Here is a 20972-nt window from a genome sequence, read left to right as displayed (position 1 = left end):
CAACCGATGGCAGCGGCAGTGGCGCGATCCTCAATGCGCCCTGGCTGCTGCTTAAGTTCTAGCGAATCCCAAGATTTAACCGTCTGTCTTCTTAAAACTCGTGAAATACTTTTTCAGCACGCCCTAACTAACTCTGCGCCAACAGACGGTTTACAGTCATATCGAATAAACACTTTCCCATAAGAACTACCTGTGAGGCGAAGAACGTCTCCAAAACACACAGCACGTTTAAAGTCCGCCTTATCCTTCACTGCTTCAGCTTCAGGAGCATAGTTCAAAGCTCTGATAGCTACAGATGTAACCCGTTTAGCTAAATAAGCTGATCTCATGTCACCACCCTCATAATCTTTTGCTCACCAAAGGACAGAAACCAATCCTGATGCTGTGATGTTTTGATCACACGTCAACAGGCTCACTGTTTCACCCTGGTTTTGCAACAAGAGTGCAGTAGCAACAATTTGGCGATCGTGCATTTCATGGATCGCGGATAGACCAATGGTTTCCTGGATCACCGCCTGATCCAGGGGGGCGATCGTGACACGCGGGTCAGCACTGATCGCATTCATTAACGCGGTGACTGAAGGAATTGAAGTTTTACCACGCTCTACAATCCAGACTGCTTCCGCCAAGGCAATTGCAGGCAGCACCAATGGACTACCCGCATCTTCAAGAACTGCTTTGGCTTTAGCACCCAACCGAGAATTTCCTTCCAGAAACCAGATGAGAGCGTGAGTATCGACGACAAATCTCATAACTACCTATGTTCAATCCAGCTATGTCCAATCCAGCCCATCTTCTGCATCTCCTCGGAACTCTGCCACTTGAAAATCCTCCTCGCTCGATTGATTTGCTCCAGGGAACATGCCAAAGTGCATTAATGCTCTGGCTGGAGGCGTTGGTTGCCCCGAAAGAAACGTGACAATTACCCGGCTCTCAGAAATCCCTTGGGGAACTTCTGCTAACTCAATCGCACCGTTTTTATAGATCCCTTCGATCGCTTGCAGCATATTTATCACCGCTCTAATCTTTGCCCGTCAAATTGCCCTACCATACTGCTGACTGCTCCAATATTTCATCCCCCTTCCTCACAGTTATAGCCTCACTTTATTCCTCCTCAAATGGCAACCCCTGGATGTGTTTGCGATATTGCGCTGCAATCCAGGGCAAATCGTCTGCAATCTGGGTCACTTTTCGACGTTGCCGATCTTCATGAATGCCATTCTCATCCTCCCAACGCACCCGGTCTTCATCATCAAAAATAATCTCTCGACCATCTTCCCCTCGAACTAGCACAGGCTCTCCCCGTCGCCCATGTCCTACTTTTTCGGCGATCGCCATAAACACAGGCTGTTGGGTTAAACCCGCTGGACCCGTCCCCATAAATTCATCGGGGTGACGGCGACGTAAGAACACACAACTTGCTTGCACCGATACCTGGGGCAGAAAAGCTTCGGCAGGTAAATCAATACTGGCAAGTAGCTCCATCTCTCGCAGCATCCAAACCCGAACCGCTTCCATATCCTTCCCCGGATTCCCCAAAATTCCATCAGGAAGAACGATCGCCATTTTTCCGGTTCCTGGCTTCAGAAATTTGCAGCACAACTCAATAAAAAGGATCTCCGGTGGCACCTTTTTGTGCGGAGAACTCCGCAACCCTGACTCATTTGCCCGATACCCCAGATCTAAAGTCTGGAGAACCGCTTGGTCGGTAATGGGAATTTTGGAGCCGAAGGGTGGATTCGTGAAAATAAAATCAAACACCCCAAATTCACGGCTGCTAGTGTTGCGCCGGTTCCAAAGTTCTGCCAGCCCAGGCACCCCAGTCGCAAACTGCTCCATTTCCGGCACTTCCCGCTCCGGCACCCCAAACTCCAAACTGTTGAAGCAGAAGATGTTACCGTGCCCATCTTCGTTCATCACCATGTTCATCCGGGCAGCTTTCCGTAAGTCTGGATCAACATCAATCCCCCAGATCTTGTTACGGGCATATTCCTTTAATTTCAGCTCAATCCGCTTTCGCTCGCTGGGCACTGGCAAATCGGGATCTCCACCGGCTTCAGCCAATAATTTCCGGCGAACATGGTTCAACACAATGACAAGAAATCCACCACTGCCACATGCCGGGTCCAGGATCAAATCGTTCGGACCAGGATCGATCATCTCCACCATCATACGAATCATATTCCGAGGCGTGAAGAACTGTCCTCGTTCCCGCTTCAGCGTATTGGAGGTAATGGCTTCATAGGCAAGTCCTTTAGCATCGGTATCTGTCCCCAGCAGAGAATAACGAGAAATCTCAGTGGCGACAAAAACCAGTGCCCGGTCGTTGAGTTCAATCCGCTCACTGCCATCAAAGACATCTTTGTACTCTTCATTTTTAACTCGCTCAAATAGGCGGTTAATTCGCTCTACTACGCGTTTACGCCCTTCTTCAGTATTCGCCTCTGTCGCTCCCACAAAAAACAACCGCAAGCTCTGCTGCTCATCCAGAATCTTGCAAAAGATCAGATTCAGCAGTTGCCAGAAGGCGCGATCGCCTCGCATACTCTGGTTGCCATATAAATAGTCATGGGCACTCTTAAACGCCCGGAGTAAAGATTCCTTTGTCGCAATTCGCAGTGGGCGGCGGTTGGCATCTTCTAATTCTTCTAAAGACTCATCGGGTGCCGGAAAATCTGTAAGTTCTTCAGTTTCAATAAATTGGTTTCGTGGATTTCTGAACGCACGAAAGAAGGCAAGACGGTCACCATTCGTCCAGGCACCATAGAGATTAATAACTGAACCGGATTGCTGCTGTGCTAAGTAAGACAGCAAGTTCTTGAGTCCCTCAACGCCCTGATTTTTATTCTCGGCCTATGTATAGAATCGGAGAAATTTTGGTCGCTAAGGCTGAAATGCAGGTGAGCGAAGCGGTCTGAGATCCTGTTTTTGCCCAATCCGTGTTAACTCAAACAGATACTTGCCATAAACATTGAGATGCAAATGACGAGTCGGCCAGATTGCTTTGAGCTGCTCATCACTTATTGGATATCCCTCGTGTCTGAGTTGGCTGAGAACCTGTTCGATATAGACCGTATTCCAAACAATGATGGCGTTGGTGACTAAATTTAAGCAGCCCACCTGATTGCGTAACTGCTCATCACTCTGAGTGCGCAACTCACCTTGATTAGCAAAGAACAAATGCGAGCGTAGACTATGTAACGCTTCTCCCTTATTCAACTGCCGATTAAGTCGGCGTCGATTCCCCTCATCGGCATACCAGCGCAAAATGTGAATGGTCTTAATCAGCTTCCCGTATTCCTGAAGAGACCGCATCAAAGGATGTTTACGTGGAAACGCTTGTAGCTTTTGGACGATGAGCGAAGCCGTCACCCATCCCATCTTCATTGATCCAGCTAACCGCAGCATCTCATCCCAATCTTCCTCAATCCGCGCCGTCTGGATGACGTCTTGAACATGAGCCTTCAGCTTTGGGTAAGCCTCCAGGTTGATGGAATGGGTGCGATAGAGCCGTTGATCTGCCAAATCTCGAATTCGAGGTGAGAAGCGCAAACCGAGCAGGTCAAACAAGGCAAAGATGAGCTCGGTATACCCTGCCGTATCGGTCGTATGCTCTACGATTGGCAGTTCCGTTTCATTGTTGAGAATCTCATCGAGCACATACGTGGCATCTCGCACCGTTGCCGGGATGGGCTTGGACCCATACTGAGAGAATTGATCACTCGTCCAACTATAGAACGTAACGCCTTTGCCATACCCAAAGTAACGAGGAATAGCTCGGGCTTGACGCAGCGAGCCTTTGGCTGGAAACCGTTGGCCATCAGACGAGGACAGCATCCCACCGCCCCACACCTGACTGAGCGGTAGGTGATAGTGATAATTGATCAACGTTTGGTTAGCCGCCTGCACCGTTTCATCTCGGATATACCAAGTGTTGTACCAATTCAACCGCCGATAGGTTAACCCAGTGGAGGTCGCCATCTGCCGGACATCCAGATTGCAAGCCTGAGCTAATAGACAAGTGTATAAATGCTGCAACGCAGATGCATCTCGGGGACTGGGCGCATGCAGATGCTCTAGAGCGGCTGAAAACTGAGTCCAATTATCGACTTCCACCAGTAGATCCGTAATGTCCAAACGCGGCAATCGTTCACCAATGGTTTGCCTGAGCTGATGGAGTTCGAGCGTTTGGGCCTCCGCAACGAGCGGACTCAAAACCAGACGATCTTGTTCTTCGCGCAAATCACCATCGTCTGCATTCAAGAGGGTCTCTACCTGTGCCATGAGCTGCATCAGTTCCTGTTCTCGTTCCTGAATCCGTACGGTCGCCATGATGGGCGTCTCGGTTAACCCCACAAATTCAGCTCGTTTATGAAGCCACTCTGCTGCTGGAATAAAGTAGGCGGCTAACTCACTGAATCGACGACTATGCAAGAGATAGACATCACCAGAACGCAGCTGTTGCCGGAGTACCCATAGCGCAGCCAGTTCATAGCCTCGCCAATTGTTGACTCGAGCTTCTTCGAGTACATACGCCCGCCAATTCTTTGGAATAAATCTAGTCGGTGCATCCTCCGGTAGCTTACGACGCTGGCCTTGGTGAATCTCGTGTATCAGTTGAAGCGCATCTATCAAGCCTTGGTCATCACCTCGAGCTTGAAACTGCAAAGTGGCCAGCACTTTCGTTGAAAAGCGCCGCACTCGATTGTAGAACTGGCAAAAGTAATCCACATACGCATCATCTTCGGGGCGAATCAGTGCTTCGGCAGCGGCCAGGGACTGTTGTAGCTGTTCCGGACTGATATAGGCAAAGGCCGTCGCTCGCACCGTCTCGTCTTCTATCTGTTCATCAAGCAAGATAGAACCAAGATTCTGTAATGTTTTCAGCTGCTTACTAATGGTGCGGGTGGCTTTGAGCCGATCCAGTTCAAAGTTGCGTTTGGCCTCATTGTATAGATCCCACAGCCGTTGATTGACCATCTCAATCAGGTCATCGGTGAAGTTGTAGAGGGACTGTTTGAGAAAGGCGAGAAGCAACGGATAGCGTCTCATGTCGTGGCTACGCTGAAGGGATTGATTGGTTGCTCTAGCTCCCACCTTGGCTAAATAATTGATTTGATTGGGATTGAGCTGGCTCAGATCCCAGTCTTCTGCGCCATGCTGTTGCAGAAAGATAATCTTGTCTAGTGTTTCTAGAATTTGTTTGGGATTATTATCCGTTGGCGTTCGCTGTAACCAAGATAAACGGGTCTTCTTGAGCTGTGGGTCAACCTGGAGTAATCCATCAAGAAAGCGACGGAATTCATCCGTCAGTAGTGGTTGAAGCCGTTGATAAGTGGTTTCTTGAGCTTGATGACGGATGGTAGCGACCAACTTCTCCAAGCGGGTCGTTCCGAGACGCAGAATTTGATTTTGCTTGAGCCAATCGCAAGTGATCTGAAAGAGAAAGAGGGGCTTATCATGTTCTAAAGCGCGCTCTAGCAGCCATTGCTCCAGAGCCAGCAGATCAATCGGTAAAGCACGGCGATAGCCTAACATCTGTTGAATTTGGCGTTGATGCTGACGTTGGGTACTTTCCCGTTTGCCATACCGCATCAGTACATCCGGTGCGATCTCCAGTTGCTGAGCCAGGTAGTCAACAACCGCTTGAGGAACATGATGGAGATTCTCTGGGAAAAAGCCCAAGTATCGTAGACATCCGATTTGCAATCCAAACCCAAGTTGATTGTGAGGGCGTCGGATCCGCCCAATGGCTTTATGCTCATCATCCGATAACCAAAAGAAGCGATCTAAATCGTCGGGAGTGATATCACTGGGAAAGCGATTGAAACGGGCGTGATCTGCGGCGGATAGGAACTGAACAGGCATGATGAAGGCACGAAAAGAGCCTCACTATTGTTCAAATGAGCGGGAATCCGTGTCTAGTACAAAGCCGAAAAAGACGGCTATGCTTCGCTTATCGATATCTAGATTAGCTGCTCGGCACCGCAACTAATCAACGCCAGCAGACGCGCTGAAATGCTCTTCATATAGAGGTTAGAGGCTGTAAGCAGCAATGAGGTACTGGACTAATGAGTCTCACGGTTTTTCGACGTTTGAGCACACTTCTAAAATCCTGATTTAGGCCAGCTTTAGTCCATTGAGTCAACTAGTTGTGAGACTTAACATGAGATTGAGAAACTGGATAGAAAATGATGAACTGCTATTCAATCGCTAACAGATGCAGAAGTCGTGTTCATCAAAATAGACCGTTGTAATCCTTTGAGGATTCATGTTTCAGCCTTAGCGACCAAAATTTCTCCGATTCTATACATTGGCCTTCTCTGGCTGCGTTCCTTTCTTGGCAACCATGACGACCCGAATGATGTCCTCATCCGTTCGCGTCTCCCCAGAAGTTCCGGTCTTATATACAATCAGCGCTGCCCGACGAGTCAGGCTCTTTTTCTTTCCAGCGGTCTCATCGTAGTCGCTAATGCGAAACGATAGATCCCGCGCCATGTTTGCCAAGTCCACCCGGTACTCTCGGTGAAGCTGGTCAATTAAATCTTGAATAATCGTTTCTTCGGGAGTAACCTTGCGGCGCTCCTGAGTTAACTTACAGATAATCTCATCTTCAGGAACCGGCTCCTCAATCGATTCCTCCTCGTCAAGTATCAAATCCTCATTCGGCTCATTTGTCTCCTCAGCAGCCTCTTGAGGTGCCGTACTTTTCTTTCGACGCGCCATACTCCTTCCACCTTAACCATCATTCGCCAAATCCAACTTTGAAAAAAGCTGGAAAGCCCAACAAGAAAGCATACCCCAGGTTAGTGCCTTTTCCCAGAATCAAAAGCTTTTGTTTCGGCTTAGACATATGATTCGTTAAGCTTCCGGAGCCTAGAAACATCCCGAACGGTTACTGAACCAATGCTTCTATCTCTTTCAATAACGCTTCTAGGCGATCGCGTTTCTCCTGATCCTCCCATGCAGATGTCTTTTTGAGCTGACGGCTTACAGCATTGAAGCGCTTTAGGTAGTCGGGAGGCTGAGCAGTAGCGTTTTGTGATTGCGAAAGCTGTTTAATACGGTCACGAATATCCCTAATCGAAAGGTCTTGGGCGATCGCAGCTTGAAGCAGGTCTTGACGCTGCCCTTCATCCTTAACCCGTCCTATGGTTTGCGCCTTCGTATACTCAATTTTGCCTTGCTGAAGCGCCTCAAGCACTTCTTCAGGCAGGTTACGTAAAGGCAAGCGATGCTTCACAAACGACTGCCAACTCATTCTTCCAAGGGCATTAAATACCTCTTCGACAACCTCTTCTTCCTGAACCACAACGTTGTGGTTCAAATTTCGGGTTGACTCATTCTGCATTCGATATAGGAGAGACACTACTTCCTGAACAGACAACTCCAATCGAATCGCTAGTAGCTGTAAAATCCCTTCCGTCTCCTCAACCGGGTTTAAATCCTCCCGTTGTAGATTTTCAACCAGCGTGATTTGAAGTGCTTGCTGGTCACTTAGCTCAAGAATAGTGGCAGGAACCTCTGTTAAACCTGCTCCCTGGGCCGCTCTATAACGTCGCTCTCCCGCAACTAATTCGTATTCCCCAGGTTTCCCTGGCATCGAACGAACCAACAGATTCTCTAAGATGCCATACTCCCGTACAGAAGCAGTAAGCTGCTCCATCTTCTGAGGATCAAAGTAACGTCTAACCTGCTCAGGTTTGCGGTGGATCTGAGCGATCGGCAAAAGATTCTTGGGTTCATTAGGCTCAGTCGGAGCCAATTCTTCAGTATTGGAACCGAATAGCCTAGTTAAATCAATGCTTCCCCCATAGGGTTTATCTTTTTTAGAAGCTTTGGAATGTGTCATAGAAGTTCAAGTCCATGAATAATCTGATTCATCGCTTTAAGCGCGGGATGCTTTTTGTCATACAGGGCTAGAGGCAGATGTTCTTCTGATGCATCTGCAAAGATTGTAGATCGTGCGATCGGGGGATAAACTGTCGCCACTGCTGAAAGCTGTTCTTGGATCGCTGCCAATGTCCGCTCATCATGAGAATTTCGCTGATCGTACATGGTTGGTACAAATCCGGCGATCGCAAGGTCTCGGTTTGGACGTGCCCGCACCAGTTTAATTGTGTCAAATAGCTGCTGCACTCCATTAAATGCCTTGTACTGAGATTGAATTGGTACCAAAACATGAGTTGCCGCAACCAGTGAAATATAAGCCAAATTACCCAAACTTGGAGGACAGTCGATCAAAATGAAATCATACTGCTCTTGAACGGGCAGGAGTGCCTCCCTCAAACGAAAGTCACTCATCACGGCTGACATTAATTCACGCTCTGCTAAAGCAAGTCCCAAGTTAGCAGGAACTAAATCAACCCCAGGTGTGCCATCTTCTGGTTGCGTCTGAGCATAAATCCCCTTATGAACGGGCAATGGCTCATCCTGCAAAATAGCGTGATAAATCGTTTTGTCCAATTCATAGGGATCAAGACCCATAAATATTGTGAGAGAAGCCTGTGGGTCCATATCCACCACAAGAACTTGATAGTAATCTCCTTTCTTCTTACTCCGTTTCTTCGTCTTCACATCCAACCGCTTACAACAAGCAATCATGTAGCCAAGTTGATTGACAAGAGAGGTCTTGCCAACCCCACCAGCCTGATTAAACAAAGCAATAATCCGGCTCATTCAAGTTTTTCCAAGTATTAGAGTACGTCATTTGTTGAACCACAACGTTGTGGTTCAACTGCAAAACACACTTTTGAACAATTCTGAAACGCCCCTTTAGCATGGGGATCATCAAAAATAGCAACAAAACTTTGAGCGAAACTAGATTCACTACGAACCTGCACGCAGGACTGAGAACAGTGTCCAAAAAACCTCTTCGGTATCAATCAGACCAAATATATCTGATAAATAGTATGTATCAAGACCAGCTTAATTGAGCATCCATCTTTGAAATTCGTCTCATTTCAACTCACTGTTTTGGGGAGGCTCTTCCCCAATAGATTGATAAAATGCCCGTTCAGCCGCTGCACTGAGCGCTCGTTTTGCATACCGCTTAAAACTTGCTTCTGATTTATGACGGGTCAGTGTCCGAGCATGAAGACTTTCAACCCCTCGTAAGAGCAAGCCAGTCGCAAATGTATGACGTAGCTGGTGAGGATGCACATTCACCAAAGTCAGGATTTGTTTGAGTTCTGCCTCATTGAACTGTCCCCATCTATTCTGCGGATCGGGTTCTAGCTCTCCTTGCTCAATTCTTTGCCGCCGCTCTAATGCCAATTGAGCCTGCTCTGCGGCAATTTTACCTAAAGACTTAACGACATAGTAGAGACCTTGATACCCCAATCGATTGCCGCTCCGATTCCGCCCACATGACAGAAACAAGGGAGCATTCGGTAGCAGATCCCCTTCAGCAGAACGACGCTGAACTAGATAGGTATTCACCTGTTCTCGCGCTTGGCGGCTCAACGGCACAGTGCCCGTACTGTCATCCTTGGCTTCTCGAATCGTCAGCCGTGCACCATCGTAGTCTTCCACATTCAAATTCACGACCTCTTCCGCCCGCAAGCCATGACTAAGAACTGCGAATAAAGCCCGATCGCGCACTTCTGTCTCTCCACGTTCCTCCAATGCCAGATACAGAGCCGCGACTTCAATTTCTGATAGATCTTTGGCAGGAGGCAAGGGAACTCGCTCCATTTCTACCGCCGTAGTGGGATCATGGGTAATTTGCTCTGGGTAAGCCGCTCGAAACCACTCAAAAAAACTCATCAGAGCGGTCAATGCCCGATTTACCGAGTTGGCAGACAGGTTTTGTCCCTGCAAATACGCTTTAAATTGAGCAATCTGGCGAGGGGTGAGATCTGACCAAGTTCGATCGGTCCAAGCTAAAAACCGTTTTAGTTCTCGTCGGTAGGCTTTTTGCGTGTTGTCAGCTAGCGATCGCGCCTGAAAATATTCCTCCACCCGGAGCCAGCGCAGATCAGTGGGTTCAGTGGAACGCGGCGAAATTAGAGGGTTAGTAGTAGAAATCAATCGAATCGGAGGCAGTCCTTCTGACCCAGAAAACATAGGAAATGACCACAAATTCAGTTAATAGCTCTGAGTTTAACCTATTCTATGTAAAATATCTCAACAATATCTGTTATACGACTAAGCTACGACTAGATTCACATGGGTTAGGGTATACTGAATAAAAATCCTGGCGCTGTGGGAGTTTCATGGATGCTGTCCCCTTTCCCCGGCATGAACCCCTATCTAGAATTGCCTGCTCTCTGGCACGAGTTTCACAACCGCTTGATTGTGGCGCTTTCGGATGCGCTTACCCCCTATCTGCAACCCAAGTATTATGTTGCGGTCGAAACTCGCACCTATCTGGATGACGACAATCCTGAATTGTTAGTAGGGATTCCTGATGCGATCGTGCTGACTGCCTCAAAAAATTCTGTAGCACAAGCTGCGACGACCGTCACACAAACTCGTCCGAAACAAGTTCGACTTCCCATGCCCGTTGAGGTCAACGAGCGCTATTTAGAAGTTCGGGAGGTAGGGACTCATCAGGTAGTTACGGTGATTGAAGTGCTATCGCCTAAGAACAAGCGCAAAGGAGAGGGACGAACCGCCTATGAGAAGAAACGGCAGCGCGTGTTGGGCAGTTCCTCCCACCTAGTTGAAATCGACCTACTTCGAGAAAATCCACCCATGCCGATGATTGGGGCAGAGGATACGAGCGACTATCGCATCGTAGTGAGTCGAGCCAGTAGCCGTCCAATGGCAGATCTGTATGAATTCGAGGTGAGAGAGCCAATCCCTAGCTTTTCATTGCCCCTTAAACCCGACGATCCAGAATTAACTGTCGATTTACAAGCGATTCTGTTAGGTGTTTACGATCGCGGCAGTTACCAATTCCGCATTGATTATCATCAGCTCGTCCCTCCACCCAAACTATCGGAAGCAGACCAGCGGTGGGTGGATGAGTTATTGGCTCCGATTCGAGGTGCGTGATGGCGCGTCCCGACCAGGAAAAATGTCGGCTTTGCTCGAAGCTCGATTCCCAGGAAGCCCAACAGCGTCATGGACCAGCTGGCGACGGCTGCTGGAACCCGAAGGTTTGCCATAACCGCCGTTCCTACTATCGACATCGGGGAGTCCGGAACCATATCCGCAAGCAGCGACGACGGGAACAGCCAGCCGAATCTAGGTTATCAGACTCTGGAACTTCCTCATCTGCACGGGTGGCGACCCTGGAGGTGTTCGCTCCTGCTGTTCCCGCTGCGGTCGTTCACTGGTATCGGGTTACAAAAGACTCACCGCTTCATGCCTTGGGTGCAGAACTCTGGATGGGGAATGATCGGGTTGTCAAAGTTGAACCCGTTCACTGCCTAGGACTGACCGAATTGCAGGTCAAAACACTGCTGGTTCGGATTCTAGATGTGTTTTCGCAGCATAGTGGAATCAAGGTAGAGCGCTTCCGTTCCTCAGTTGAACTGCATCCCCAGAATTGCCCGATTCGCCCCTGTCCCCTCTATCCAGAGGTCAGCCTGTAATGGAAGTGCAGCAGTTAGAGCTTGACCTCTGGCAGTCCCTGGAGAAAGCCTCTCGGTTTCCAGAGACGGCGGATCTGCGATCGCTCTGTGACGCGCTAGAGCAAACCCTATCTGACCAGTCTCTGGCAGAACAGTTGACCGTCGTAGGAGATGTGTTGGTACAACTCTCAGAGGTTCATGCTGCGCGGGCAAATCTCTTAATTTCCGGGTGGGAGCGTCGGCATAACCCGGCTGAGCCGGTGGTAAATCTAGAGAACTGTGTCGATCTGTTCGTCCAATCTTTAACGCTGGATGTATCGGATCTGTTTGAAGAACCAGAGCCAATTCAGTACCCTGCCAACCGCAAGCAGAAGTCATCTCAGGAAGAGGGTTCAGTCGTCGGGGAAGTCGATAAGAATACGTTATTGAATTGGGTCGATCAGGTGGCAGCGGATCAAGCACTCAATGAAGCTCAGGTGGCGGAGCAAATTCGGGATCTGGCGCATGGGGAGAATGTTGAAGAGTGGTCGAGGGCGATCGCCCAATATCTTCAGCGTTTCGGCTCAAGAATTCTTCTACCTGATTTGCAGCAAGCATTGGAGATGCCGATAGTGGAGTTGTGGCTTGGTTTATTGATGGGAGGATATGCGCTAAGCCAACAAGGCGAATTTTACGATAGTCAAACTCTTTGGATTACGGAGTCTTAGAAAATACATTCTCATTTCGACAAGAGGATTTGAGGACATTTACAACCAGAACTGACGATCGCCCTCAAGCAAACTGCTGGGGTAAATGCCCTGTAGCCGCAAGCCAGCCACTCGATCTGCGCCATAAATTGGCAGGGGTAAACGCGGTGCTTTTAGTGCCCCATGATGCAACAACGTGAGTTTCAGTGTAGTTTCTACCACTTGCTCAATAGGTGCGGGTTCTCCAGCTTCATGGACGGTCAAACGCAGGGGGCGTGCTAATCCCACTCGCTCAGAGACTTGAGTTGTCACGAGTACAGCTTCACGAGAAGATAGTCGCAAGGCTAAACCCTGCAAAGGCGCAACCAAAGTTTTCTGGCTTAAGTTATAGAGCCTCGGGATGCCAGATTTTCGGCACTCTACCAAGATAAATCTTGCTCGAATCGCTCGTGCCCGCTCCAACAAGTGGGGTACTTCCTGACCGCAGAATCGTCCATCGCGATAAATTAGAACTGTTTTGTCTTCCAGAGTGGCTGGTAGCAATCGTTCTAGCAGCCGCTGAGGAATTTCTTCACCTTCCAGCAGGGCATCTTCCAAGACGTAGCGAATAAACTCTCCTTGCTTACCATAGAGTCGAACACTGGCACAGGCATTCAAGGTTCCAGCAAGCCTAACTTTTGGCGATCGCGAGATATCTAATCCAATAAAATAATCCGCAATTTCCAAGGGTTCCGCCAGGATGAAAGGCAAATTCCCTAATTTTGCCAACACCCCTGGAACTACTTGGTTGAGAATCTGCCCATGCTCAACCTGGGTTAGCGTGTCATCATAAATGACTTGACTAGCAATGTTGCGACGCAAGAGCAGTGAGTAAACAAGATGATAAAGACTACCGCCATCATCGTCATCAGCTTCGCGATCACTCTGTGGCAAAAAGGTCAACACAATATCGACTGGAACGGTGATCAGCTTATTGACTGACTTTTCCAATGCAGCTCTTGCTTCAGCAGCACTTAGATTAACAATGGATAACGGTTTACGATCAATAATTTCGCTCTCAAACCCATAGCGCCTTAACCGTTGCTGAACCGCTTCTAGGAAAGCATTAACGCTACCGTCACAGAGCTTAAGAGCAGCAATCCGAATAATGCCAGGATGAAAATTTGGATGACGATTGTAGACACCACCCGTTGACAGCCCGTGCAGAATGCGTCCTCGAACACCCGTTACTCCTTGACCGAATAGCAGTGGAGTTTGATCCAGAGGAGTGTTTGGTTGCCAAAAGAGATCAGGATGCTCCAAACTGTTCAGGCTTCGTCCAATTTCAAAGCCGTATTTAAGCAACACCTCCAGTGCTTGCGCCTTAAAGGTTGTCAGCAACCGCTGTCGCTCTGCGTGAGGGATTTTTGTGAGTCGCAAAAACTGTCCATAGTCGAATCCAAACTGACCAGCCGTTTCAGTCGTGATCGAGGGGCGGAGGGCAGAGAGTGGATAGTGAAACAACTTTTTTCCCTTGCCAAATTGAATTGCCACCACAATCTGATCATCTGGCGCAGTTTGAATCGCATGGCGTGTAATTCCGCCCGCAGCCAGTTTCAGAAGGCGATCTCGATGCTCCTGCATGGTGCCAATCAACCGGACAATGCTGCCGCTGCTACCCATATCAAAGTCCTGAACGGGTAAGCCGATCAAAACATCCTCTGGGTTTCCCTGTGTTACATTGCTGGCGTAGAAGTCTGCTAAACTTCCTGAAAACGCGATTTCAGTGTGAATGGCTATCGTCACTGCTGGACGAATTTCTGCTTGAAACTCGATCGTTTCTGCCCAGAATTTAACTTTGCGATTCACGGCTAATCCTGCAATTGACGTAATCAAGATAGGTTTGAAGGGCTGCTTAATTCTCAAAATCTGAAACGCAAGCTTGGACAAAACGGTTGGTGTTGCATTTCTAGCATCATCACCCTGAAGCTGGAGAGGTTGATCACACAAATCAGGAATATTTTGCTGCGTGGCTGAGAGCACCGCCTGACACCGCGATAGAGCCGGTTGAGGTCGCTGGTTTGGAGTGAGTACCCACAATTGTCGCTCATGCCAGACCACCGTAGCATCTTCTAATTTCCGCGAGAGATGAAAGCTCAAGCGATTACCAGTTTCTTGATCGATCTCAGGCATCACCTCGTAACAGCCAAGGTTAGATTGGACGATCGACAATGGAAACACTTCACTGAGAAAAACAAATTCCTGTGTGGGCGCAGCAGTAACAGCAGTCATGCAGAGATCTCCTGAACAGCAAATTTACAAACTGAGTTGAATTGACAGTGTTGACATCGAAAACCAGGGTTAGGTGGGAAGATGCGATCGAACTCCGCAGGGTTCTTGCGGTACTGTTTCTTCTCCGCCTCATGCCGTTGAGCCAAGCGCGCTAGCTCTATCCGAACGGCATTCAGTTGGCTCGTGGTTGCCGTGATTGGTTCTGACCACTTGCAGAGTTCAAGGTTATAGAATGAGGCGATCGCACGTTGGCGGGAAAACAGATAGCTAGCAGCCAGCAGGTAAACAAACGCTTGTCGTTCATCAAAATCGGATTTGCCTGTCTTGAAATCTAGGATGTGTAACGTTCCATCAGGTTCGATTAGAATGCAGTCGATCGCAGCGAACAAGTTAAATGCTGTGTTTCCGTAGTAAAGCTTGATTGGCTCTGGGAACCCTTCATCACCACGACTTAAGCTGAAAATTCTTCGTTGTAACAGAATGGGGTTCTCATGATAGCTGGTTAAAATATCGAGCATCCGAGCCTGAACATCAGAATTCTCTTTATCTAATTGCAAAATATCCGCTACTTTTGTAACTCCATCCAAGCTCTTTAGAAGATGAGTATTTTGATGAAACTCATAAACTCCTCTTTGTGCCAGCAGACCAACTCTTTGAGGCGCTGTGTCTTCCGCGAGGATTGCTGTAACCTCTGGTTGCTTTTTGCGGACTTTTGCAAAACCGCGCTTCATGTCACAGTGCCACTGTTCTTGTCCAATAGGTGCTGCAAATAAAGACCACAAGTTATAGCTAGAAAAAGGTAGCCAAGGCTTTTTCATCTCATCACACCCGAAAAAATTCTTAACGAGTTAAAACTCTATTTCATCCACACTTCTGATTAGAATAAAAAACTGTAGGATGACTTATAGCCTTCGCTGTCTTGGATTTTGGTTTTACTCCACTCGGAAAATAGGTAATAGAACAGGCATTCAGATCGACCGAGACTATTCCACCCCCGTTTTGATTCACCTGCCGCCATACTTCATACCCAGCCAAAATTGCTTTTTCCCAATCGTTAAGTGATCGTTGAGATACTTCTAAACCGGAGGTCAAATTTCTGACTGTTTTCAGCAACTCGTAATCCAGTTCTGTTAACCCTTCAAGGAACTCGTGATCTTGAGCGTAACGAAAAACAAGCGCCGAAATTCCTTCTTCAATAGCTTTTGCTCGACCTCCATCTTCTACCTCGTCGATTTTGGGATGGCTTTTGCGCTTGCATCCTAGCATTTGGCGAACAACAGGAGACCACCCAAGAATAGCGGCATAGGACAAGTGAAAAACGTCGTGAAAGCGATAGCCATCGCTGACATAAGAGTTGTCAGTCAGATCATTGCCCATCTGCTTCCCATTGACAAAGGCTTGCATTTTAGTTGAACCATTCTGATCAAGCTCGGTAATTTCTACCTCAAATTTTCTCGGAAGACGTTCCTGTTCTGGTGAACCATTGTCAAACGCAAAAGCAACACATTCTCTGCTTTGAGCATTGCGCCAACCCCAGCGATCGCGGCATTTCTCAAGATTCTGCTCAGCGATCGTATTTAGATCCAATCCAAACTTGTTGGCAAAGGCGGCAAGATACCAGAGAATATCGCCAAGTTCCTCTGCAATGCGCTCTGGAAACAATCGGTGAGATTCACCATCTCGCAAGAGTTTTTTGTACTCACTTGATAGAGAACCAATTTCGCCAACTACCCCAAGAATTGCAATATCCATGCCGTCAGCATTTTGAAGAGCCTGCCCTGTCTGGATAGCTTGCTCCTGATACTCGCAAAAATCCATCTTTCACTCCTGTTTTGACTTTTTAGATTTGTATATGCGCTTCTGTACAACTGTTTCTGTCTTCAACCCAGCACCACTCATGTTGATAAATTGATTGATATTCCATTTAGGTGGATACCAGTAGTCGATCGGCTGGGAAACTGCTGTGTATTTCTGTTTAATTCGGGTTCGGCCTGAAATGCCAATAACTGTTGGGTGATGAACCCGCGAATACTTATCAACTTCGCAAAACAGATTCTGGCAATCAATCAGCTGTAACGGTCGCCCCCAAAGAGATTGAAACTCTAGATCTAACCGTTCAAACTCTACTTCCTGTCGTTCGGTCATAAACTTGATGATTTCTGGCTCATTGAGTCCTCCTCGGTCAGCAAAGCATTTACGAATTCCATCTAGTGCGCCAGGTCCCGGAACTACAAAATCCATTTCGCTAAAGTCGGTGATCTCGCTATAGTTGACATCAGTCACAAACTGGTATGCCAGAAAATCACCGATCGTTGGATAAGCCCGTATTAGCTGAAACGCTTGATGCATGCTAGGAGCATCCGCTAACTTTTTTGGTAATTCGTCAGCAATCATCTGCTCAATCAGTTTTAAATGGTTGCGATGTTTTACAGCGTAACCAAAGGATTTCCCTCCTGAAGGCATAATGTAAGCAGCCGAATAAACTGATTGACCTGCCTGCCTTGCTTGAGTAAGCACTTGGTCATATTGATCAAAAGAGTACTCACCATAAATAATTTCTCCAATATTCTTTTCTAAAAGCTGCCATGTCTCTATTTTGTTGAAAAGTTTAAACAGAATAATTCGGAAAAAGACTTCCTCAAGTGATGAAGGAAGATCCTCTCGATAAATTACATGGCGAATTAGATATTGGCTTACTCGATCAGAGGCTCTGTAGGCATTAGTAAATTTAAAGGTGGCAAGGATAGGATCATCGGTCCAGGGCTGAGGCTGTCCCCGGAGTTTACGGAAAAAAATATTTTGTCTCTCAACAGCAAAGCGCCAATAAGTGTCAAATACAAGGGTCGGTTTTGCAGGTAAAATATGCGAAATAACAATCGGACTAGAAAAGCTAGTTTTTTTCTCTTGACCGAGATCCAGTCCTAGTTGCTCTTGTTCAAAAGAATCTTGCTGATCGTGTTGATCGTTCAAAGGCTCAGGAGGGATCAATGCATAATTAATAACTTCTCTAACTTTCTGAAGAGTTATTTCCAGGTCTGTATCATTCCTTAAAATAGACACAGAATAGGAGTCCTTTTCTTTAGCCGCTAATGCATCATATTCGTAGCTTAACTTTCTCCAGTCTTGAAGAGATACTTCACGATTAATTGGAGTATCTCTACGCAGCAGAATAGCAACTGCTGGTTTAACATCTCCCCAGTATGATTTCTCAAGATCAATCATCTTTTCGAGAACTTGGCGATTGACGCTAGAAGTCAGTCCATAAACCCAGGTAGACCACCAAAATCGATCAAGCACAACATGATGACCTTTTGCCAATAACGGTAGAACTTGGCGCTCGATCGCGTCTAAGTGAGCAGCAATGTGAAGAATTTGTTGGCTCGTAGGAGTAACTGATTTAACTCCATATTTTGAAGGCTCATGATGAAATTCATAAATTAACTTCCCTAGTGTTCCATCCTCCCTTCCAGGAAAAGTCATTAGTTTACAAGCCTCACCATTAGCACTGAGATACTCTGCAATTTTTTGGGAAATGGTCGTCTTTCCTACTCCATCAGGACCCTCAAAAATAAAGAGTTTACCCCACATAGATTTGTTTTTGTTCATCTTTTATTCCTCACCAATTTCTGTAGGATTTGATGAGCTTAATACTTGCTGGATTGTTTCCTTTAAAGTAATGATTTCCTTCGATTGTTTTGGAACTGTATCAAACTTGGCAATTCCAACAAAGAAATTCACTTGATTTAGAGAAAGCTTCATCTCATGAGCCATAAAACTACTCAGTCTGCATATTCCTAAGTAGTTTCCGTAAGCTTTCTCCAGAATCTGCTGAGTCGCATAATAAGCGTTTACAGTTAAAGTCTTCTCTTGTTTATCAGGCACAAATTGAAGATGTTGAAGGCAGGGAAAACCAAGCCGAGGAGCTATTGTATGATCTCTATGAGGATCAAAAATTGATGCTTGAAGCATTGTATATCTCATCTTTGAATGAAGATATCCGGATATAACGTGTTCAAGCTGATTTCCGTTACATTGATCAAGACGTTTACCCTTTCGTATATCACCACCAAAAGCTATGAGCCTTTGAAAATAGGTTCCTCGGTCATTTTTATGACAACCCAAAGATTTTATCCTAGAAAAATTGCCAAGATATTTCTCATAGAGTTCATGTCGATCGCAGCCAACTCGTTTCCAAAGATTGATAGGAAAAATAGTATTGGCTACCGTATGAACTGATGGTCTACTAAGCGCTAATAAACAATCATCTAATGCTTCTCGAATTGTCAAGTCTTCGATAGCTTCCCCGTCTCTAAAGTCTCTCAGACTGAGCAATACAGTCGAAGCCTTTGTACTTCCGCTACCAATAACACGCAAAAACAATTGTGACCAAGCATAGGAAAGATTAGTTGGTTCAACGATCAAAGGTGAATTGCTACTCATCATCGCTCTCCTCGGTATGCCGAAACTCACTGAAACCTGCATATTCAAACCGAGATACTCTAATAAAAGCTGCCCAATCTGAGTCGGGGCAGTAGGCACGCACAACTCCTTGACAATCAGCCCGGAAAAGGCAATTCTGCTGAATATTTCCTTGAAAACTAATAATATTGCTTTCTATCTGCACTGTTTTGGGTAACAGCAGTTGATACCCCACTTCAACATCTATCGTTTTAAGCAACCACTGCTCATCTGCAATCATTAGAGGGTTGGATGATTCCCCAAGTAGCTCTTGACGCACAGTTTTAGGATTTGATTTTTTCAACTCCTTGGCTTTCGCCTCGGTGATTAGTTGTAGAGTGTAAGTCATGTGCTCAATTAGAGTGTTGTATCCAACGCCAAAGCTACAGGCGACAGTAAAAACTTGCTGTGGTGTAGTTGTTGCAGGCATCCAACCTCGCAAGGTAAATGCGTTAAGAACAGCAATCTTAGGCATTAATAGAAAGCCAGCAAAGCAATCAACTAAAAACTCTTGAGGATCACGTTGATTTCTCCTCGTTGCTTCTTCTAGCTCATCAACTTTAGATCCATGCCCAAAAAGGTCATGCCCTAACTCATGCCCACAGGTATAGTTTTTTCGCGGGAGAGGACGTAGAGAAGACACAAGGATTCTTTTCCCTCTGTCTTCGTTCAAATACATACCTTCGATACCGAATAAAGGAACAAATTGAACTGTCAAGCCCAACTCTTTGCAAACATCGTAAATGCAGACTGGTGACTTCAAATCGAGATTTAATTTTCGCCGGACTTCTAATGCTTTAGATAACGCCTGTTTAGCCAGATCTTTCTGTGCGTCTCCCATGCTTACTTTCTCCCACCCCGAATAGAGGCAATCACGGCTAAAACAGTATCTAGATCCTCTGGCTTCAGCTTTTTCATTTCCCTTGCGGCGAGTTGGAGCTTACTGTCTTGAGGATCTATCTGATCCTCACCTTCGCCTAGCAACCAGGATGCATCTACCTTATATAGGTCCGCAAACTTGGCAATCTCCTCGGCAGAAACCTTCCTTTTACCGGCTTCAGCTTCCGTAACTGATGGGCGATGAAGTCCAAGCATCTTAGCGGCTTGCCCCTGAGAGAGTCCCGACATTTCACGAGCTTTGCGAATTCGTAATGCAATTATTGCCCTGATATCTGCTGTATCGGACATCATGTTCCTCCTTTGTTTAATCTTTCATAGACGACATCTGCTGCTTGATCGATAGTGAGAAGTGTCTTGCCATCCTCCGCAACAAAAATATTCATGTCGTCTGCAATTTCTACATTTAATGCACTAGAGAGCATGCTCATTGCCTCAGCGCAAATCATGCTGTCAAAACCTTGCAAATCCTTGAGTGGACAAGCACCTCCTGAGACGACAGAACCGTCATAACCACTGCTTGTCTGAATATCTCTAACCACCTCCACGAGTGCAGACCTTACTGTTGCTGGATTCATCGCTCAACTTCCATATAGTACCATAATCTTACGCTTTTCGGTAAGATTATCTTACTCAACTGGTCGATGAAATGTCAAGCCTCTACTGAAACCGTTAACCGCAATAAGCTCTAAGTATTAGTACTCAGCTTAACGGGTTGCGTCTGATCTGAGTGCGATCGCGCTTGCCACTGCATATGACTCCTCATGGCTGATGCTTATAAGCCATGTAGCAATGCCAAGCTGGTCAGCTATTTCCTTAGCTTTCGCGTATAAGACTACGCTTGGGCAGCCGGTCTCCAATCTCTGAATTTCCACATCTGTCCAAGCTATACCTTGGCTCCATCCAGTCCCCATTGCTTTAAGCACTGCTTCCTTAGCAGCAAACCGACCTGCAAGACAGGCAACGCGATTCACACCTGCATCATCTGCAATTTGACATTCCAAGGCTGTGAAGCATTGAGACTCAAACTGGCTCTGCTTCCTATTCAAAGTTGCTTTGAATCTAGCAATCTCAACGATATCGATTCCATGACCAACAATACTCACCTGAGAACCTTCCTCTGAGTGACGCTAAATTG

At 46.8% G+C, this 20972-nt stretch carries 20 protein-coding genes; 3 read left to right on the top strand and 17 right to left on the bottom strand.

Annotation, left to right across the window (positions count from 1 at the left end; translation table 11 throughout):
• Positions 1 to 353: 353 nt before the first annotated feature.
• The 8 genes from ACQ4M4_RS25285 to ACQ4M4_RS25250 all read right to left on the bottom strand — a co-directional run bounded on the left by ACQ4M4_RS25285 (position 354) and on the right by ACQ4M4_RS25250 (position 10068).
• Positions 354 to 752, bottom strand: a complete 399-nt coding sequence (locus ACQ4M4_RS25285) for a type II toxin-antitoxin system VapC family toxin (protein WP_430687252.1) — start codon at positions 750 to 752, stop codon at positions 354 to 356.
• Between the two features lie 21 nt (positions 753 to 773).
• Complete coding sequence (locus tag ACQ4M4_RS25280) at positions 774 to 1007, bottom strand: hypothetical protein (protein WP_430687251.1); 234 nt, start codon at positions 1005 to 1007, stop codon at positions 774 to 776.
• Positions 1008 to 1104: 97 nt separating this feature from the next.
• Positions 1105 to 2814 (bottom strand): HsdM family class I SAM-dependent methyltransferase, encoded by a 1710-nt coding sequence (locus ACQ4M4_RS25275; protein WP_430687250.1) that lies wholly within the window; start codon positions 2812 to 2814, stop codon positions 1105 to 1107.
• 69 nt (positions 2815 to 2883) lie between these two features.
• A complete protein-coding gene (locus ACQ4M4_RS25270) occupies positions 2884 to 5868 on the bottom strand; it encodes a Tn3 family transposase (protein WP_430687249.1) in 2985 nt (994 codons plus the stop codon).
• 438 nt (positions 5869 to 6306) lie between these two features.
• Positions 6307 to 6726, bottom strand: a complete 420-nt coding sequence (locus ACQ4M4_RS25265) for a hypothetical protein (protein ID WP_430687248.1) — start codon at positions 6724 to 6726, stop codon at positions 6307 to 6309.
• Positions 6727 to 6895: 169 nt separating this feature from the next.
• Positions 6896 to 7852 (bottom strand): ParB/RepB/Spo0J family partition protein, encoded by a 957-nt coding sequence (locus ACQ4M4_RS25260; RefSeq protein ID WP_430687247.1) that lies wholly within the window; start codon positions 7850 to 7852, stop codon positions 6896 to 6898.
• Positions 7849 to 8679 carry a ParA family protein gene (locus ACQ4M4_RS25255; RefSeq protein ID WP_430687246.1) on the bottom strand — a complete coding sequence of 277 codons (831 nt, stop codon included), beginning with the start codon at positions 8677 to 8679 and terminating at the stop codon, positions 7849 to 7851. The genes ACQ4M4_RS25260 and ACQ4M4_RS25255 overlap by 4 nt, the downstream gene beginning before the upstream one ends.
• 279 nt (positions 8680 to 8958) lie before the next feature.
• Positions 8959 to 10068, bottom strand: coding sequence for a tyrosine-type recombinase/integrase (locus tag ACQ4M4_RS25250; protein ID WP_430687245.1), 1110 nt, complete (start codon positions 10066 to 10068; stop codon positions 8959 to 8961).
• Between the two features lie 153 nt (positions 10069 to 10221).
• On the opposite strand from ACQ4M4_RS25250, the gene ACQ4M4_RS25245 reads away from it, so the two are divergent.
• The 3 genes from ACQ4M4_RS25245 to ACQ4M4_RS25235 are packed head-to-tail and all read left to right on the top strand — an operon-like array spanning position 10222 to position 12229.
• On the top strand, positions 10222 to 11001 hold the full coding sequence (locus ACQ4M4_RS25245) for a DUF4058 family protein (protein ID WP_430687244.1): 780 nt from the start codon (positions 10222 to 10224) through the stop codon (positions 10999 to 11001).
• Positions 11001 to 11543, top strand: a complete 543-nt coding sequence (locus ACQ4M4_RS25240) for a hypothetical protein (RefSeq protein ID WP_430687243.1) — start codon at positions 11001 to 11003, stop codon at positions 11541 to 11543. The genes ACQ4M4_RS25245 and ACQ4M4_RS25240 overlap by 1 nt, the downstream gene beginning before the upstream one ends.
• Positions 11543 to 12229 carry a hypothetical protein gene (locus tag ACQ4M4_RS25235; protein WP_430687242.1) on the top strand — a complete coding sequence of 229 codons (687 nt, stop codon included), beginning with the start codon at positions 11543 to 11545 and terminating at the stop codon, positions 12227 to 12229. The genes ACQ4M4_RS25240 and ACQ4M4_RS25235 overlap by 1 nt, the downstream gene beginning before the upstream one ends.
• Before the next feature lie 39 nt (positions 12230 to 12268).
• Here ACQ4M4_RS25235 and ACQ4M4_RS25230 read toward each other — a convergent pair whose 3' ends face one another.
• From ACQ4M4_RS25230 to acpS, 9 genes are all read right to left on the bottom strand, one after another.
• Positions 12269 to 14479, bottom strand: coding sequence for a Piwi domain-containing protein (locus ACQ4M4_RS25230; protein WP_430687241.1), 2211 nt, complete (start codon positions 14477 to 14479; stop codon positions 12269 to 12271).
• Positions 14476 to 15297: a PD-(D/E)XK nuclease family protein gene (locus tag ACQ4M4_RS25225; protein WP_430687240.1), complete on the bottom strand. Its 822-nt coding sequence runs from the start codon at positions 15295 to 15297 to the stop codon at positions 14476 to 14478. Before ACQ4M4_RS25225 ends, ACQ4M4_RS25230 begins: the two co-directional genes overlap by 4 nt.
• A gap of 43 nt (positions 15298 to 15340) precedes the next feature.
• Positions 15341 to 16297, bottom strand: coding sequence for a nucleoside triphosphate pyrophosphohydrolase family protein (locus ACQ4M4_RS25220; RefSeq protein ID WP_430687239.1), 957 nt, complete (start codon positions 16295 to 16297; stop codon positions 15341 to 15343).
• Between the two features lie 3 nt (positions 16298 to 16300).
• Positions 16301 to 18085, bottom strand: coding sequence for a nucleotide kinase domain-containing protein (locus ACQ4M4_RS25215; RefSeq protein ID WP_430687238.1), 1785 nt, complete (start codon positions 18083 to 18085; stop codon positions 16301 to 16303).
• A 3-nt stretch (positions 18086 to 18088) separates the two neighbouring features.
• Complete coding sequence (locus ACQ4M4_RS25210; RefSeq protein WP_430687237.1) at positions 18089 to 18922, bottom strand: hypothetical protein; 834 nt, start codon at positions 18920 to 18922, stop codon at positions 18089 to 18091.
• Entirely contained in the window at positions 18912 to 19778 is an 867-nt protein-coding gene (locus ACQ4M4_RS25205; RefSeq protein WP_430687236.1) for an ImmA/IrrE family metallo-endopeptidase, read from the bottom strand. Before ACQ4M4_RS25205 ends, ACQ4M4_RS25210 begins: the two co-directional genes overlap by 11 nt.
• A gap of 2 nt (positions 19779 to 19780) precedes the next feature.
• Positions 19781 to 20128: a helix-turn-helix domain-containing protein gene (locus ACQ4M4_RS25200; RefSeq protein ID WP_430687235.1), complete on the bottom strand. Its 348-nt coding sequence runs from the start codon at positions 20126 to 20128 to the stop codon at positions 19781 to 19783.
• A complete protein-coding gene (locus ACQ4M4_RS25195) occupies positions 20125 to 20412 on the bottom strand; it encodes a hypothetical protein (RefSeq protein ID WP_430687234.1) in 288 nt (95 codons plus the stop codon). The genes ACQ4M4_RS25200 and ACQ4M4_RS25195 overlap by 4 nt, the downstream gene beginning before the upstream one ends.
• A 129-nt stretch (positions 20413 to 20541) precedes the next feature.
• On the bottom strand, positions 20542 to 20940 hold the full coding sequence (gene acpS, locus ACQ4M4_RS25190) for a holo-ACP synthase (RefSeq protein ID WP_430687233.1): 399 nt from the start codon (positions 20938 to 20940) through the stop codon (positions 20542 to 20544).
• Between the last annotated feature and the right edge of the window lie 32 nt (positions 20941 to 20972).

The organism is Leptolyngbya sp. AN02str (assembly GCF_050565595.1).
Taxonomy (GTDB): domain Bacteria; phylum Cyanobacteriota; class Cyanobacteriia; order Elainellales; family Elainellaceae; genus Kaiparowitsia.
The sequence above is the reverse complement of the archived record's forward strand: the minus strand, read 5'-3'. Positions and strand labels throughout refer to the sequence as shown.

Bases quoted from the DNA above. Each gene is read 5' to 3' on its own strand.
- ACQ4M4_RS25225 (WP_430687240.1), bottom strand. From the start codon at position 15,297: ATGAAAAAGCCTTGGCTACCTTTTTCTAGCTATAACTTGTGGTCTTTA.
- ACQ4M4_RS25265 (WP_430687248.1), bottom strand. From the start codon at position 6,726: ATGGCGCGTCGAAAGAAAAGTACGGCACCTCAAGAGGCTGCTGAGGAG.
- ACQ4M4_RS25250 (WP_430687245.1), bottom strand. From the start codon at position 10,068: ATGTTTTCTGGGTCAGAAGGACTGCCTCCGATTCGATTGATTTCTACT.
- ACQ4M4_RS25205 (WP_430687236.1), bottom strand. From the start codon at position 19,778: ATGGGAGACGCACAGAAAGATCTGGCTAAACAGGCGTTATCTAAAGCA.
- ACQ4M4_RS25270 (WP_430687249.1), bottom strand. From the start codon at position 5,868: ATGCCTGTTCAGTTCCTATCCGCCGCAGATCACGCCCGTTTCAATCGC.
- ACQ4M4_RS25210 (WP_430687237.1), bottom strand. From the start codon at position 18,922: ATGATGAGTAGCAATTCACCTTTGATCGTTGAACCAACTAATCTTTCC.
- ACQ4M4_RS25245 (WP_430687244.1), top strand. From the start codon at position 10,222: ATGCTGTCCCCTTTCCCCGGCATGAACCCCTATCTAGAATTGCCTGCT.
- ACQ4M4_RS25200 (WP_430687235.1), bottom strand. From the start codon at position 20,128: ATGATGTCCGATACAGCAGATATCAGGGCAATAATTGCATTACGAATT.
- ACQ4M4_RS25235 (WP_430687242.1), top strand. From the start codon at position 11,543: ATGGAAGTGCAGCAGTTAGAGCTTGACCTCTGGCAGTCCCTGGAGAAA.
- ACQ4M4_RS25285 (WP_430687252.1), bottom strand. From the start codon at position 752: ATGAGATTTGTCGTCGATACTCACGCTCTCATCTGGTTTCTGGAAGGA.
- ACQ4M4_RS25230 (WP_430687241.1), bottom strand. From the start codon at position 14,479: ATGACTGCTGTTACTGCTGCGCCCACACAGGAATTTGTTTTTCTCAGT.
- ACQ4M4_RS25260 (WP_430687247.1), bottom strand. From the start codon at position 7,852: ATGACACATTCCAAAGCTTCTAAAAAAGATAAACCCTATGGGGGAAGC.
- ACQ4M4_RS25255 (WP_430687246.1), bottom strand. From the start codon at position 8,679: ATGAGCCGGATTATTGCTTTGTTTAATCAGGCTGGTGGGGTTGGCAAG.
- ACQ4M4_RS25280 (WP_430687251.1), bottom strand. From the start codon at position 1,007: ATGCTGCAAGCGATCGAAGGGATCTATAAAAACGGTGCGATTGAGTTA.
- ACQ4M4_RS25215 (WP_430687238.1), bottom strand. From the start codon at position 18,085: ATGAACAAAAACAAATCTATGTGGGGTAAACTCTTTATTTTTGAGGGT.
- ACQ4M4_RS25195 (WP_430687234.1), bottom strand. From the start codon at position 20,412: ATGAATCCAGCAACAGTAAGGTCTGCACTCGTGGAGGTGGTTAGAGAT.
- ACQ4M4_RS25220 (WP_430687239.1), bottom strand. From the start codon at position 16,297: ATGGATTTTTGCGAGTATCAGGAGCAAGCTATCCAGACAGGGCAGGCT.
- ACQ4M4_RS25240 (WP_430687243.1), top strand. From the start codon at position 11,001: ATGGCGCGTCCCGACCAGGAAAAATGTCGGCTTTGCTCGAAGCTCGAT.